We start from the raw sequence: 15,097 nt of genomic DNA, 5'->3' as shown, positions 1-15,097 counted from the left end.
GGGGTTTTCATCTTTGGCTCATAATGACAAAAGTCAAATTACATTTTCTGTGCAACATTTGATTGAAAGAAATACAAAACAAAGAAAAAAAACGCAGCGAATCAATCGAATCGTTCCATTATTACTAAAAATAATTGCTAGCGTGTCTATTGTAACGACACTTGGAATTATTTTTACATTGGCAAATGAAACATTGATGTTTTTTCAAAAAACACCATTACTCTCCTTTTTGATGGGAAAAGAATGGTTACCTTTTTTTGAAGATCCTAAATTCGGTATATTACCACTTATATGTGGAACGTTCCTTGTAACAGCAATTGCCATGCTCGTAGCAATTCCTATCGGTTTAGCGTGTGCCGTATTTTTAAACGAATATGCTTCGAACGGTGCAAGGAAAGTATTAAAACCGATGTTAGAACTATTAGCAGGTATTCCGACAATTGTATATGGTTTTTTTGCATTAACAGTTGTCACACCGCTTTTACAACGGATTATACCAGATCTACAGTTTTTCAATGCAATTAGTCCAGGTATTGTTATTGGCTTTATGATGATACCTACAATTGCGTCTCTATCTGAAGACGCGATGAGAGCCGTCGCGAAAGGAACGAAAGAAGCTTCGTTAGCACTTGGAGCAACTCGGTTTGAGATGGTCAAACAAGTCGTATTTCCTTCGGCTTTTACAGGGATTATGGCAGCGATCATATTAGCTGCTTCCAGAGCAATTGGTGAAACGATGATCGTTGTCATTGCAGCGGGATCAACACCGAATATATCGCTCGATCCGACACACTCTATTCAAACGCTAACAGCTTATATTGTGCAAGTGAGTTTAGGTGATGCTCCGCATGGAACAATTACTTATTACAGCATGTATGCTGTAGGAGCAACGTTATTCTTGTTTACTCTTATGATGAACATCATCTCGCAGTCTATTATGCGCCGCTTTAGGAGGGTGACATAATATGCGAATGTTGAATCATAAAAAAATACAAGAGAATATGGCATCACGCTTTTTAAAAGACAGAGTTTACAAATTGTTATTTTATATAGCAATTTTATTTTCAATAGTAATACTGCTTATTTTGCTTTTTCAAATTTTTGAAAAAGGTATAAGTTACCTTTCGTTAGATTTCTTTATAAACTTTGCTTCGCGTAATCCGAAAGAAGCTGGGATTGCTGCAGCTTTGTCAGGAACAATATTATTTATGAGTATTGTTATACCAGTCTCCTTTATATTTGGAGTCGGGACTGCACTTTATTTAGAGCAATATGCGAAGGAATCTATATTTAAAAAGGTAATAGAAATTAATAATCAAACGTTAGCAGGAGTACCTTCCGTTGTATTTGGATTACTCGGCTTAACAATTTTTGTATATGCTCTTCATTTAGGTGAGAGTATCATTGCGGCGGCACTGACGATGAGTTTACTCGTTTTACCGACAGTTGTTGTAGCGAGTCAAGAAGCGATACGATCTGTACCAAGTTCATTATTAGAAGCTTCTTACGGATTAGGTGCTACGAAGTGGCAAACGATGTATCAAATTGTATTGCCATATGCTTTCCCAGGAATTATAACGGGTTGTACGTTAGCGATATCAAGAGCGATTGGAGAAGCGGCACCGTTATTAGTTATCGGGGCACTTGCATTTGCAAATTATGTTCCATTTAGTATGTTTGATAGATTTACAGTTTTACCAATTCAAATTTTTAATTGGATGAGTAGGCCGCAAGAAGAATTTCAGTATGTAGCAGCTGCTGGGATGATTGTTTTGTTAGGTTTGTTGCTCTTTATCAATATCATTGTCTTATGGTTACGAAATCGAAAATAAGTTGGAAATGGATGAAAGGGGAATTCAAATGGTAGCAACAGTAGTAAATGTACAGGTGAAAAACGAGGAGAAAATCGAAACTGCGCCAAAGAAAGTAGTATTCGATACGAAAAACTTAAATTTATGGTACGGAGAAGACCATGCTTTAAAAGATATTAACTTAAGCATTCATGAGAATGAAGTTACAGCAATTATCGGGCCAAGTGGTTGTGGTAAATCAACGTACTTAAAAACATTAAATCGTATGGTAGAGTTAGTACCAATCGTGCGAACTACAGGTGTAATTGAATATAGAGAGCGCAATATATTTGATAAATCATACCCGGTTGAAGAATTAAGAACTCATGTGGGAATGGTGTTCCAAAAGCCAAATCCATTTCCAAAATCTATTTATGAAAATGTAGCATATGGCCCGAAAATTCATGGTATTCGTGATAAGAAAACATTGGATGAAATTGTTGAAAAAAGTTTACGTGGAGCAGCGATTTGGGATGAGTTAAAAGATCGTTTGCATGATAATGCATACGGTTTATCTGGTGGACAGCAACAGCGTCTATGTATCGCACGTTGTTTAGCGATTGAACCAGACGTTATTTTAATGGATGAGCCAACATCGGCACTAGATCCAATTTCAACGTTAAAAGTAGAAGAATTAATTCAAGAGTTAAAGAAAGACTTTAGTATCGTTATCGTAACGCATAATATGCAACAAGCAGCACGTATTTCAGATAAAACTGCTTTCTTCTTAAGTGGCGAAGTTGTGGAATATACAGATACAAATAAATTATTTACGACACCTTCAGATAAGCGTACAGAAGATTATATTACAGGCCGATTCGGTTGATATCGTTGCAAGGATAAGAGTAAATACCCTCTTAACAGAGGGTATTTCTTATTTTTATCTCATTTAATTAGAGAAGTAATACTTCTCCTATCGTAACGCTTATTACAGTAGGCTAGGTAGGAGATTTATATATAATGGCACATAATATTGAGGGGGAAGAAACAATGGTAAGAGAACAGTTTCAATGTGATTTAAAAACGTTACAGCAAAAGGTGATTGAGCTTGGAGAGCTAGCAAGAGAAGCTTTATTGCTTGCTATGGAAGGTCTTCATAAAAGGGATGTAGAGAAAGCGTTAGAGGTAATAGATGGTGATTATCGTATGGATAATTTAGAAGAGGAAATAAATGATCTTGCGCTTATGCTTATTACGAAGCAGCAACCTGTAGCAAGTGATCTAAGAAGAATTTTCATTTCAATTAAAACAGCGACAGATTTAGAGCGTATTGCAGATCATGCTGTTAATATTGCGAAATCAACAATTCGTCTTGGGGAAAAAGAGGTGGTTGTTAGTTTGCACAATCTTGATGAAATGTTTGCAATTGCAAATAAGATGTTACAGTTAGCGTTGGAAGCATACGAGCAAGAAAATTTAACTTTTGCGAAACAAATTGCCGAAATGGATGATTCAGTTGATGAAATATATGGGAAAGCGATTCGTGAATTTATATCTTCAGTTCCAGAACAACCAGAAGCAATTACACAAATTACACAATTATCCTTTGTGGCGAGATATATCGAGCGTGTAGCAGATCATATTACAAATATTGCTGAAAATGTTTTTTATTTAGTAAAAGGAAAGCATTACTTATTAAATGAATGAAGAAAAAAAGCAGGTGAAACATCACCTGCTTTTTTTAGTCAAAACATGACAAAAAAAGCTCGTTGTTTCCTTTAGTTTATGATGATAAGATGTATCATAATGTAATGGAAAAAATAGGACATACATGCTATTCATTTTAATAAGTAATATTTTAGCGAGTTGATAGTAAGCGCTTTCTTTCCGGGGTATTTAAAAGGTACATGTATTTAGGGAGTTTTACTGCCTGTAAAAGCCTGAGTGGTCAGGGTTAATGATCAGAGGGAGATGCAGCAAAATCCCTACTAATTAAAGTTTCATTTTATACTGCTAGTTAATGCGGGGTAGATAATATACATATCGTATATGGAGTCACTGAACATTATATAAGTGGAGGCTGAAGTATATGAAGGGGGTTATTTTAGCTGGAGGAAAAGGACGACGCCTTAGACCATTAACATGTAATACTCCAAAGCCAATGTTACCATTATTAGAAAAGCCAGTTTTGGAATACAATATTGAATTATTGCGTCAGCATGGTATTCGTGAAATTGCAATTACTGTTCAGTATATGAGTACAGCTATTAAGCAATATTTTGGTGACGGTAGCAAGTGGGGCGTTAACTTGTACTACTTTGAAGACTCTCCACCGCTTGGAACCGCAGGGAGTATTAAACAAGCGGAAACATTTTTAGATGAAACGTTTGTTGTAATAAGCGGGGATGCGTTAACTGATTTTCAATTATCAGAAGGAATTACGTTTCATGAACAAAAGAAAAGAATGGTAACTATGTTTGTAAAGGAAGTAGAAAATCCACTTTCATTCGGTTTAGTTGTAATGAACAAAGAACAAGAGGTTACACGATATATAGAAAAACCGAGCTGGAATGAAGTAGTCTCTAACATTGTGAACACCGGTATATATATTATGGAGCCAGAAATTTTTTCTTACATACCGCCCCAAGAATTTTTTGATTTCAGTCAAAATGTGTTTCCATTATTGGCAAATAAGAAAGCGTTATTTGCATATTTGTCAGAAGGCTATTGGTTAGATATCGGTACATTTGATCAATATCGACAAGCACAATTTGATTTGTTAACGAAAAAATTGCAAGTACCTATTCCTTATACGGAAGTATTGCCGATGGTATGGATGGGGGAAGGTGTGGCGATTGGAAAAGGAACGAAAATTCACGGCCCTTCTTTTATTGGAGAAGGAGCGAAGATTGGTGCTGGAGCTGTAATTGAGCCGTACTCTATTATCGGGAAAAATAGTATTGTTTCAAGTTATTCTCATCTTCAAAAAAGTATTGTTTTTGCAAATGCGCACATTGGGCAGTATTGCGAGCTATTAGAAACGACAATAGGAGAGCATACAATGGTGGAAGATGACGTTACACTGTTTCAAAAAAGTATTGTAGCGGATCATTGTCATATAGGGAAAAGTACGGTAATTAAGCAAAAGGGAAAACTATGGCCATATAAGGCGATTGACAGCTATTCGGTAGTAGGATCGGCTGGTGTTCAAGAAAGTGAAAAGAGTGCAGGGTGGTTGCAAAAAAGCCGCATTGTAGGAAGAGGTAATGTTGAGATCACTCCTCAATTTATTGTGAAGGTTGCGATGGCGTATGGATCTCTTTTTGCTAAAGGAGAAAGTATATTAATCGGGAGTCAAGAATATATAGAAACGACTTCTTATAAAAATCTCTTTCTTCATGCGATTCATGGTATCGGGGTTCATACGATGGAATGTAAAGAAATGAACGAGTCGCTTTTTCAGTATAGCATTCAGGATTTGCAATGTGCAGGTGGGGTTTTCATTCAAGTGGAAAATGAAAAAGAGGTTGTAATAAAGTTGTATGGTAAGGATGGGGTACAATTAACGTATAAGCAGCAAAAAGCGATAGAACAAGTATATATGTCTGAGTCGTTTTATTACGTGTGTGAGAAGGAAATGGGACGGAATAAGCTAGTCCACGTTTCTTTACATGATTATATAGAGGCTGTATTAGAACGCATTGATATTGAAAAAATTCAAAAACAGAAGTTTCACCTTCTTATTAATAAAAGAAATGATATGTTACAACATTTACTTATGCTCTTTTTGCAAAGGCTCGGATGTACAGTTACATGGATTTATGCAGGTGAACAAAAGGATCATGTGAAAGCCTTGATGAAATCAAGTAAAGCAAATATGGCACTTATGTTTTCGGAGCAAGGAAATTATTTCGAGTTATATGATAATCATGGTGATATTTACCGAGGTACAGATTTTGAAGAGGTAGATATTCCGGATTTATTACTTGAATCGACAGGAAATATTTACCCAATGTCTTTGAAATTAGGAGAATGTTACCTTCTATTTTATACGCAGGATGAAAAGAAGTCGTTTCAAGCGAGATGGAAGAGAGATATTTTATATCGAATAGGAAAATTATTTGAGCTAATAGCATTGCAGGGAAAAAACTTTCTCAGCATAGTAGAGCAATCGCCTCCGCTTTATTTACTGTGTGATGAAGTTGTATGTTCATGGAATGAAAAAGGGAAAGTAATGAGGAAATTATTAGCTGATATGGAAAGAAAAGAAGAAGGTATATTTGAAGGGATACAATTCAAATATACCGAAAAAGAGTGGTCTTATATCGTTTCCGACACAAAACAACCGAAATTTCTAGTGTATTCGCATGCTAGAAACCCAGTGATAGCAAGGGAAAACATGAAAAATCTTATAGAAAAAATTAGACAATATCAAAAGGTGTAGAATTTTTATTTTAAAAGTGGTATTATAGTATAGTCTGATTTAAGTTATTAGTACTGGAGGGAAATAAGAATGCGTGTGAATATTACTCTAGCATGTACAGAATGCGGAGATCGTAACTATATCTCAAAGAAAAACAAACGTAACAACGCTGAGCGTATCGAGCTTAAAAAGTATTGCAAGCGTGACAAGAAGTCTACGTTACACCGTGAAACAAAGTAAGCAGTAGGAATATTTTCCTACTGTTTCTTTTTTTTATTCGATTCCTCTGTTAAAAGTGATACACTATCATCGTAGAGAAAAGTATCACTGTGAGGGGGGAAATGTGTGAGAGAAGAGAAACTACGTTTACGTAAACAAATAATAGAGCACATGAATTCTTTATCAGAAGAACGGTATACAACTTTATCAGAGCAAATTGCATTTTTGTTGTATGCGCAAAAAGAGTGGGCTGAAGCTAAAACAATCGGAATCACTCTCTCAATGGAAAATGAAGTGAATACATATCCTATTATCGAAAAAGCTTGGGAAGAGGGAAAGAAAGTTGTTGTCCCGAAGTGTAATAAAGGAACACGATCAATGTCCTTCCGACAAATTAGTAATTTTGATCAATTAGAAACAGTGTATATGAATTTACGTGAACCAATTCCAGCGCTTACGGAAGAAGTGGATGCAGATGAAATTGATCTTCAAATCGTGCCAGGCGTAGCTTATACAGGCCGAGGAGAACGGATTGGATATGGCGGTGGCTATTATGATCGTTATCTCGTGCATTATAAAGGGAAAACGCTATCATTAGCTTATAGTTTTCAAATGGTAGAACATATTCCGGTCGAGCCGTTTGATAAAAATATAGAAAAAATTATTACAGAAAAAGGAACAATGGTTAAAAATGGGCTTGTATAGACAAATAAAAATTGACGAGACTTTTTCTTCTTGATTATAATAAAATATGTGAACGTTTTCTTATTATAATTTTTATAGTAAGTGAGCATAGAGGGTGATAAAATGGTATCTATTTATGATATTCAGCAATTGCTAAAGAAATTTGGTACGATTATTTATACGGGTGATCGAATTGCAGATTTACAATTAATGCAAGATGAATTGCGTGAATTAAATCAATCACAGCTAATCGATCCACAAGACTATCAAACAGCTTTATTTTTATTGAAGCAAGAAATTCAAAAAGAGCTAAATAAGAATTAGATAAAGGTAGGTAAGCAACATGGAAGAGAAATGGTTAGTTGGTGTTGACCTTGGTGGTACAACTATTAAATTAGCATTTATTAATGTGTACGGTGAAATTTTACATAAGTGGGAAATCCCTACGAATACAAATGAGCAAGGAAAACATATTACGCTTGATGTAGCGAAAGCTATTGATAAAAAGTTAGAAGAATTAGGTGAATTAAAGAGTAAGTTAATCGGTATTGGTATGGGAGCTCCTGGTCCTGTACACGTGGCATCTGGAATGATTTACGAAGCGGTTAACTTAGGATGGAAAAACTATCCATTAAGAGATTTATTAGAAGTAGAAACAGGATTACCTGTTGTTATTGATAATGATGCAAACTTAGCAGCGCTTGGTGAAATGTGGAAAGGTGCCGGTGAAGGAGCAAAAGATTTAATCTGTATGACACTTGGCACTGGTGTTGGCGGCGGTGTAATTGCCAATGGTGAGATTGTACACGGCGTAAGTGGAGCTGCTGGTGAGATTGGACACATTACAGTCGTTACAGAGAATGCTTTCCCATGTAATTGCGGGAAGTCTGGTTGCCTAGAAACAGTTGCATCTGCAACAGGTATTGTGCGTGTTGCTATGCAAAAAATACAAGAGACTGATAAAGAGAGTATGCTACGTTCTATGTTAGCAGAAGAAGGGCGCATTACATCAAAAGATGTGTTTGAAGCACTTGGACAAGGTGACGAGCTAGCAGGCGAAGTAGTAGAAAAAGTAGCTTCTTATTTAGGATTAGCTGTAGCGAACCTTGCTAGTACGTTGAACCCAGAGAAAATTGTTATTGGCGGCGGTGTGTCTAAAGCTGGAGATGCACTATTAGAGCCAATTCAACGTTATTTCGAGCAATATGCTTTTTCACGTGCTGTAAAGAGCACGAAGTTAGCGATTGCAATACTTGGTAATGATGCAGGTGTTATCGGAGGAGCTTGGCTTGTAAAAAAGCACAAATACGAAGCGAAGATGGTATAAGTTGTGAAATATGAAAAGAGGAAGGGGAAACCCTTCCTCTTTTTGTGTGAAATCTTGATGAAGAATAACATGTTAATGAATTAAGCTGCTGGTGGGTACCCGTTATATAGAACAGTCATGATCGTAAACCATCCGAAAACGAGTACAGTTGCAATTGCAAAGCCGCCTGCGAAAAAGTTCTTTTCACGAAGTGTTCTAAGCGTAGCAAATACAGCTAACAGAGTGACTAGCGCAAAAATAATAACAAGGCCCATACAATATCCTCCTCTGTCTACCCATTCCTCAATATGAGTTTTTGGAATATTTACTCTTTTATATTGTACATGTTTTAAAAATGATTGTCGAGATAGCATCCTTTCTTTTCCTAAGAGAAAAAAATGTTGTATCATTGAAAGTAAGTTTTATAATTGGAGGAGATTTTCATATGAAATGGATACAAATGCCGTTAGGCCCATTACAAACGAATGCTTATATTTTAACGAATGATCAAAATGAGTGTATTATCTTTGATCCTGGCCACGAAGGAGAGAAGCTCGTTACATATTTACAAGAAGAAAAATTAAAGCCACTGGCTGTTTTATTAACACATGCTCACTTCGATCATATTGGCGCTGTTGATGCGGTAAGAGACGCTTTTCATATTCCTGTGTACGTACATAAAGAAGAAGCAGATTGGTTAGGCGATGCAGCTGTAAATGGCTCTCAAATTTTTATGATGAATCGCAGCATTACAGCAAAACCAGCAGATCGTATTATTGATGCAGAAGGTGCATTAGCAATTGGTTCATTTAATTTTGAGGTTTTTGAGACGCCAGGACATTCTCCGGGCAGTATTTCTTATTATTGTAAAGAGGCGAATGCTGTATTTTCTGGAGATGTATTGTTCCAAATGAGTATCGGAAGAACAGATTTACCTGGTGGAAGTTTTGCTGAATTGATTGGAAGTATTGAAGAAAAATTATTTGTATTACCAGATGAAACAGCGGTGCTATGTGGACATGGTCCAGAAACAAGCATTGGTTTTGAAAAAGAAAATAATCCATTTTTACAGTAAGGAGTCATTATGGGGATGGAGCTCATTTTAAAAGAATGGATGGGGAAAGAGAAGGATTATTCAATTTCGTATAGTACGTATATGAGCCTTGTATTGTATACAGAGGGGCATGGCTATTATATGAAAGAACGTGAAAAAATTGGAAGGCAAGGGGATTTTTTTACAAGTAGCAATGTATCCTCTGTTTTTGCAAAAACCTTTGCTAAGTTTTTTATTCGTCTTGTTGAAAGTGGTGAAGTTGCTCCGAATATTTGTGAGATTGGTGGGGGAACAGGAAGGTTTGCCTATGATGTTTTACAAGAGTGGAAGCAAGTCTCTCCAGAAACCTTTATTGATTTAAACTATTCAATGATTGAAATGAGTCCTTTTCATAGAAATTTACAGCAGAAAAATCTTTGTTCGTTTTCAAATGTTTCGTATTATACGTCGCATAGTGAAATGGGAGAATCGTTCGATGGGATTCTTTTTTCGAATGAGTTATTTGATGCATTTCCTGTTGAAGTAATTGAGAAGAGAAATGGAATGTTGTATGAGGTACGTGTTACGTACACGGAGGAAGGGAAACTTGCAGAAGTAAGGAGGCCGTTACATAAAAGCATCGGTCGATACTTATTGAAATATAATATTCATCTTGCAGAAGGGCAGCGTTTTGAAGTGCCAATTGCGATGGAAGAATATATAAAAGACATTGCGAAATGGTTTCAAAAAGGTATATGTATTACAGTTGATTATGGATATACAAAAGAAGAATGGATGCATCCTGCACATCAAGAAGGAAGTTTACGAGGATATTACGAGCATAAGCTAATCCGTAATCCTTTAGCACATCCAGGTGAAATGGATCTTACTGCTCATATTCATTGGGATGAACTGAAAGAGATGTTTAGCTTGCAAGGCATGGATACAGTATGGCATAAGAAGCAGTCTGAATTCTTGTTAGCAGCAGGAATACTAGATCAGCTTACAGGTCACCAAGATAGAAATCCTTTTTCTGAAATTCAAAAACAAAATCGTGCAGTTCGTTCTATGATTTTGAGCGGAGGATTAGGGAGTGCATTTGATGTTGTGATACATACGAAACATATGCAACAGTTACACTTGGATCGGTATTTGAAAATATAAAAAAACAAGACACAGCATATTTCTGTGTCTTGTTTTTTAATACGACTTATGTAGCATCATATATTTCCTCTCATGATATATATTTATATTAAAGATATGAGATAAAAAATATAGAATACGTCCTTTTTCTCTGTTTATGAGTCCCTAACCCAATAATACGCGAACGAGTTGAATAATTGTCTCGTTTTCTACTTTGTAATAAATTTCCAATCCTTTTCTTTCACTTGAAACGATTTTAGCACTTTTTAACTTTGCTAAATGCTGTGAAATTGTAGATTGTGGCATGTTTAAGCCAGTGTACATTGTAGAAACGTTGCTTGGACCACGTTCAATTAATCCTTTTACAATACATAAGCGAACAGGATGAGCAAGTACTTTCAATAATTCTGCATTGCTTTCATATAGTTCTATTTCTTTTTGAAAGGTTTCTAACATGTTCTTTTCCACCTCCGTGTGAGCTGTTATACCATACTATACATACCAAAAAATTAAAGAAAAGAAAACAGTTGTTGCAGAAAAAAATTCCTAAAGTAAAGAAATTGTAAGAAAAGAGACCCTGATGTAAATAAAGTAGATAAATTAGCACGGTTTTGTAAAATGACATTTTTGGGTGAAAATTTCGATGCGTTTTAAAAATTGAAAGATATAGATATATTTGTAACACAATTTTATCATGATTTTCTTATTCTTTCAAATGAATGTACGAAATTTTTAAAATAATATGACAAAGGAATTATAATGTTATATATAGAATATAAAACAGGTTATAAGAAAAGAAGCTGAATGTAGTCAGCTTCTTTATGGTGAAAACGAAATGTTTGAATATAGCTGATAAATCTTAGAATTACCAAGACATTAGTTATATATTCTAGCGTTTACTTTGTATCAATTTTAAAAATCTGTGATTCCATATATTTTCATAAAAATCAATTGTATCTTTTGCAGACATAAATGGATTATTTAACGTAGAGGTTGCTTTCTGTACCATGAAGTTTTCGTATCCTAGTCCATGAGCGAATTTAATCGTAGCATCCATACAGTACTCTGTTTGGGCACCACAAAATTCAATACGATGTACAGATAATTGATCTAAAATCTCTTTTAAGTTTGTCTTATAAAATGAATTGGCATGTGTTTTTCTTACAAAAAAATCTTGTTCTTGAACATCTAGATCAGCATGAATAGCCCAAAGTTCTTTTTCGGGTACTAAATCATCATCACAATGTTGAACGAAAAGAATTGGTTTATTTGATTTTCTGTATGAAGAAATTCTGTTATTTACTTTTGTAAGTAAGTTTTGTAAATCAAATAAATGTTCTTCGCTATAACATACTCCATTTTGTAGATCGATAACGATTAAAACATCTGCACAAGTATCCATTATTTTTGCCCCTTTTTTTACTTCTTAATATATCAATTAATTTATTACTTGGAAATAGATGGTGCTCTTTCGTTTTTTATGAACTATATGAAAAGTAAAATATACGCAACAGCATAAAAAGAAGATATGATAACTTAATTTCATATCTTCTTTTCTCTCTATGCATTTACAGGTTCTTCTACATAAGAAAGGGCATTTTCAAAATCGGATATTAAATCGTCAACATTTTCAAGGCCGACGGATAATCGAAGTAATGAATTAGAAATCCCTCTTTCATCACGAGCTTCTTGCGATAGTGCTGCATGTGACATTTTAGCTGGGTAGGAAAGGATCGATTCGACAGCTCCTAAACTAACGGCAAAGACAGGTAATTTTACTTTTGATAAAAATTGGCGGAGTGCGTCTTCTGATTGTAAAGTGAAAGATAGGACAGCTCCGGCTGATGTAGCTTGAGATTGTTGAATGTCAAATCCAAGATGTGTTTGTAAACCAGGATAATAGACATTTTGAACTTTAGCGTGCTCTTGTAAATAGTATGCAATTTTATTGGCGTTAGCAGCTGAATGTTCAAGACGTACATGTAATGTTTTTAGGCCGCGAAGCACGAGAGAACAATCTTGAGGACCTAAAATAGCGCCGAATGCATTTTGTAAAAATCCAAGTTTTTGGGCGAGTTCGGCATCTTTTACAACCGCTAATCCGGCAGTAACATCACTATGACCGGCAATGAATTTTGTGGCACTATGAAGAACGACGTCGGCACCAAGATCAAGTGGTTTCTGGAATAGTGGTGTCAAAAATGTATTATCAACAAAAGTAAGGGCATTAATAGATTTTGCAAGTTGAGAAACAGCACGAATATCTGTCACTTTTAAAAGTGGATTAGAAGGTGTTTCCACATAAAAGAGTTTTGTGTTTGGCTTAATGTTCTGCTTTATTTCTTCTAGATTGGTCATATCAACAAATGTATGTGAAACACCGTAACGGGAGAGAACTTCAGTTATAATTCGATAAGTGCCTCCGTATACGTCTTCTGAAATGAGTACGTGATCACCTTGTGAAAGAAGGAGGAATGCAGTAGAAATCGCTGCAATTCCCGATGCGAAGGCAAATCCTTTTGTTCCGCCTTCTAATAATGCAATGATATCTTCAAGAGCTTCACGTGTTGGATTACCAGAGCGGCTATAGTCATATTTCCCGAACGTATCTACATCAAATTGGTGGAATGTTGATGTGTTATAGATGGGAACGTTAACAGCTCCTGTTTGCAAGTCATGCTTATATTGGTTGTGCAGTAAGAGTGTATCAATAGAATAACTCATATTCTTACACCTTCTTTTACAAGTTTAATGGCTTGCTTTAAGTCTTGAATCAAATCGTTACTATTTTCGATGCCAACGGAAAATCGAAGAAGACGATTGCATACACCGTTTGCTGTTCTGATTTCTTCAGGAATATCAGCGTGTGTTTGCGTTGCTGGATATGTCATTAAACTTTCAACACCACCAAGACTTTCAGCGAATGTAATTAAGGATAAAGATTGTAAGAATGGATTGATCCATGTTTCATCTTTCAGGCGAAATGAGATCATGCCGCCTCTTCCAGGATAAAATACATCTGTTACCCCGTCCTCATCATTTAAATAAGCGACAACTGTTTTTGCATTTTCTTCATGTTGTCTCATACGAAGCGCTAACGTTTTCATACCACGAATTAAAAGCCATGAGTCAAATGGGCTTAAGACTGCACCAGAGGCATTATGGTAATGAGCAATTTCCTCACAAAGTTCCTTTCCTTTTGCAACGACAAGTCCGCTTAGTACATCGTTATGCCCACCTAAATATTTCGTTGCACTATGAAGTACAATGTCAGCACCTTCTGTTAATGGTTGCTGTATATAAGGCGTGTAGAATGTGTTATCTACAATAAGGAGTAGTCCGTGTCTTTTCGCTACAGTTGCGACAGCGGCAATATCAGTAACTTGCATTAATGGATTAGTTGGAGTTTCTATGAAAATAGCCTTCGTTTCAGTTGTGATAGCTTTCTCAATTTGTTTAATAGATTGTGTATTTACGTATCTACATCGAACGTTCCACTTTTTTTCGTGCTCAGAAAATAATCGATAAGTGCCGCCGTATAAATCTTCAGACACAATAAGTTCGTCTCCAGAACGGAATAGCGAAAGGACGAGAAGAACAGCCGCCATTCCGGAGCTACAGGCATAACCTTGTTCGCCGTATTCTAAGTCTGCGATTGCCTGTTCTAAAAGACCGCGAGTTGGATTTCCAGTTCGTGAATAGTCAAAACCAGTCGATTTACCAATTCCTTCGTGACGATAAGCAGTTGAGAAATAAACAGGCGGATTAACAGTTCCTGTTGTAGTTTCGCTCCGGTTTCCGATTTGTGCTAGTTTTGTTTCAATAGTTGACATGTGAAAATTCCTCCTTTTTAAATTAACAATTAAGTGAATGTAAAGTGAAACTTTAATCAGTGAGGGATTCATCCCCCACTGATTATCAGCCTTCACCAATCGGGCTTTTACGGGCAGTCGATTCCCACTTAACTTCTTTGCTCCAGCTGAATCTTGAGTTGGGGATCTTACTGCCCTCAAATAGCGGGGTAAAATAAAAAAAGCCTTCTAAGAAGAAGGCTTTCGGTTTGAATAGAGTCTTCTTCTCATCTGTCAAATCTTTCACAATTTGCTGGAATTAGCACCTTATTAACAAATGTTAATGGTTGCTGAGGCGTCATAGGGCCAGTCCCTCTACCTCTCTAGATAAGAATGTTCGTATGAAATTTTATTATGTTTTTAACTTTACAACAAAAGATAATTGAATTGCAACTTTATTTTAAATAATTTTTATTTTTCCGCAAGTGTCATTGACTTTTGCATTTGTGCATGCTAAATTTATTAAAAAATTAACAAACATTGTTAAAAGGGGAACGCATTTCCTTTTAGCTACATAAATAAAATAATAAAGACAAACTCTTATTGAGAGCGGTGGAGGGAAAGGCCCTGTGAAACCCGGCAACCTTCAAACGAAATGTTTGAAACGGTGCTAATACCTGCAAAACGAATGTTTTGCATGATAAGAGG

Annotated in this window: 16 protein-coding genes and 2 riboswitches; of the genes, 11 read left to right on the top strand and 5 right to left on the bottom strand. The window is 35.8% G+C overall.

The genetic code is table 11. From position 1 onward, the window contains the following. Positions 1-13: 13 nt before the first annotated feature. The 9 genes from pstC to glcK all read left to right on the top strand — a co-directional run bounded on the left by pstC (position 14) and on the right by glcK (position 8,443). On the top strand, positions 14-964 hold the full coding sequence (pstC, locus tag MR113_RS13325) for a phosphate ABC transporter permease subunit PstC (RefSeq protein ID WP_242254748.1): 951 nt from the start codon (positions 14-16) through the stop codon (positions 962-964). A 1-nt stretch (position 965) separates the two neighbouring features. After that, the gene (pstA, locus tag MR113_RS13320; RefSeq protein WP_242254746.1) at positions 966-1,832 is read left to right on the top strand and encodes a phosphate ABC transporter permease PstA; all 867 of its coding nucleotides are present in this window, start codon (positions 966-968) and stop codon (positions 1,830-1,832) included. Positions 1,833-1,860: 28 nt separating this feature from the next. Further along, positions 1,861-2,676 carry a phosphate ABC transporter ATP-binding protein gene (gene pstB, locus MR113_RS13315; RefSeq protein ID WP_000226681.1) on the top strand — a complete coding sequence of 272 codons (816 nt, stop codon included), beginning with the start codon at positions 1,861-1,863 and terminating at the stop codon, positions 2,674-2,676. Between the two features lie 164 nt (positions 2,677-2,840). After that, a complete protein-coding gene (gene phoU, locus MR113_RS13310; RefSeq protein ID WP_098237943.1) occupies positions 2,841-3,497 on the top strand; it encodes a phosphate signaling complex protein PhoU in 657 nt (218 codons plus the stop codon). 382 nt (positions 3,498-3,879) lie between these two features. Then, complete coding sequence (locus MR113_RS13305; RefSeq protein ID WP_242254743.1) at positions 3,880-6,234, top strand: sugar phosphate nucleotidyltransferase; 2,355 nt, start codon at positions 3,880-3,882, stop codon at positions 6,232-6,234. Positions 6,235-6,303: 69 nt separating this feature from the next. Then, a complete protein-coding gene (rpmG, locus tag MR113_RS13300) occupies positions 6,304-6,453 on the top strand; it encodes a 50S ribosomal protein L33 (RefSeq protein ID WP_001265616.1) in 150 nt (49 codons plus the stop codon). 105 nt (positions 6,454-6,558) lie between these two features. After that, positions 6,559-7,137, top strand: a complete 579-nt coding sequence (locus MR113_RS13295; RefSeq protein WP_242254741.1) for a 5-formyltetrahydrofolate cyclo-ligase — start codon at positions 6,559-6,561, stop codon at positions 7,135-7,137. A 102-nt stretch (positions 7,138-7,239) separates the two neighbouring features. Further along, the gene (locus tag MR113_RS13290) at positions 7,240-7,440 is read left to right on the top strand and encodes a YqgQ family protein (RefSeq protein ID WP_000253699.1); all 201 of its coding nucleotides are present in this window, start codon (positions 7,240-7,242) and stop codon (positions 7,438-7,440) included. A gap of 19 nt (positions 7,441-7,459) precedes the next feature. Continuing rightward, positions 7,460-8,443 (top strand): glucokinase, encoded by a 984-nt coding sequence (gene glcK / locus MR113_RS13285; RefSeq protein WP_073516517.1) that lies wholly within the window; start codon positions 7,460-7,462, stop codon positions 8,441-8,443. Between the two features lie 80 nt (positions 8,444-8,523). Here glcK and MR113_RS13280 read toward each other — a convergent pair whose 3' ends face one another. Further along, positions 8,524-8,697: a DUF2759 domain-containing protein gene (locus MR113_RS13280; RefSeq protein WP_000524846.1), complete on the bottom strand. Its 174-nt coding sequence runs from the start codon at positions 8,695-8,697 to the stop codon at positions 8,524-8,526. A gap of 170 nt (positions 8,698-8,867) precedes the next feature. On the opposite strand from MR113_RS13280, the gene MR113_RS13275 reads away from it, so the two are divergent. Beyond that, positions 8,868-9,497, top strand: coding sequence for an MBL fold metallo-hydrolase (locus tag MR113_RS13275; protein WP_242254739.1), 630 nt, complete (start codon positions 8,868-8,870; stop codon positions 9,495-9,497). A gap of 9 nt (positions 9,498-9,506) precedes the next feature. Next, positions 9,507-10,619 (top strand): class I SAM-dependent methyltransferase, encoded by a 1,113-nt coding sequence (locus tag MR113_RS13270; protein WP_242254737.1) that lies wholly within the window; start codon positions 9,507-9,509, stop codon positions 10,617-10,619. 144 nt (positions 10,620-10,763) lie between these two features. Here the strand turns inward: MR113_RS13270 and MR113_RS13265 are convergent, their stop codons facing one another. The 4 genes from MR113_RS13265 to metI all read right to left on the bottom strand — a co-directional run bounded on the left by MR113_RS13265 (position 10,764) and on the right by metI (position 14,431). Further along, positions 10,764-11,054, bottom strand: a complete 291-nt coding sequence (locus MR113_RS13265) for an ArsR/SmtB family transcription factor (protein WP_000894375.1) — start codon at positions 11,052-11,054, stop codon at positions 10,764-10,766. Positions 11,055-11,487: 433 nt separating this feature from the next. After that, entirely contained in the window at positions 11,488-12,000 is a 513-nt protein-coding gene (locus tag MR113_RS13260; RefSeq protein WP_242254734.1) for a cysteine hydrolase family protein, read from the bottom strand. Positions 12,001-12,158: 158 nt separating this feature from the next. Next, positions 12,159-13,322 (bottom strand): cystathionine beta-lyase, encoded by a 1,164-nt coding sequence (metC, locus tag MR113_RS13255; protein ID WP_242254732.1) that lies wholly within the window; start codon positions 13,320-13,322, stop codon positions 12,159-12,161. Continuing rightward, positions 13,319-14,431: a cystathionine gamma-synthase/O-acetylhomoserine thiolyase gene (gene metI, locus MR113_RS13250; RefSeq protein WP_242254731.1), complete on the bottom strand. Its 1,113-nt coding sequence runs from the start codon at positions 14,429-14,431 to the stop codon at positions 13,319-13,321. The genes metC and metI overlap by 4 nt, the downstream gene beginning before the upstream one ends. Positions 14,432-14,673: 242 nt before the next feature. Then, positions 14,674-14,783, bottom strand: a riboswitch (SAM riboswitch). Between the two features lie 203 nt (positions 14,784-14,986). Then, positions 14,987-15,096, top strand: a riboswitch (SAM riboswitch). Position 15,097 lies beyond the last annotated feature (1 nt).

This window comes from Bacillus cereus group sp. BfR-BA-01379 (genome assembly GCF_022663605.1).
Classification (GTDB): domain Bacteria; phylum Bacillota; class Bacilli; order Bacillales; family Bacillaceae_G; genus Bacillus_A; species Bacillus_A mobilis.
This window is presented reverse-complemented; position numbering and strand designations above follow the sequence as displayed.